Origin of the sequence: Methylobacterium nigriterrae (assembly GCF_037106235.1) — a bacterium.
In the GTDB taxonomy this organism is placed as follows: Bacteria; Pseudomonadota; Alphaproteobacteria; order Rhizobiales; family Beijerinckiaceae; genus Methylobacterium; species Methylobacterium nigriterrae.
This window is the reverse complement of record NZ_JBAWTG010001059.1, coordinates 1-252: the sequence shown is the minus strand read 5'-3', so window position 1 is coordinate 252 and position 252 is coordinate 1. Positions and strand designations below refer to the sequence as shown.

Genomic DNA, 252 nt, shown 5'->3' with positions numbered 1-252 from the left:
CTGGGAGTGAACGTCGCTCCCGGTCCGTTTTCGCGGGACTACACTGCCGAAGTCGAGCTGACCGTCCACCGTGCCGATCCGGCAACCCTCAGCGAAACGCCGGTTGCCGAGTTGCCCCTCGACATCCTGCCCTTCCTGCTGCCGAGCCGTTTCGTCTCCTCCGACCGGCTCACGCCCGTCGCGCAGGCCGAGTTCGGTGGCCTCGCCAATGGCCACCAGCGGGTGAGCGCCATCTGCAACTGGATCCATGAC

1 pseudogene is annotated in these 252 nt (G+C 66.7%); it reads left to right on the top strand.

Features of this window, described 5'->3' with window-relative positions:
* A pseudogene (locus WDW90_RS40230) lies at window positions 1-252 on the top strand (transglutaminase family protein); the annotation flags it as partial.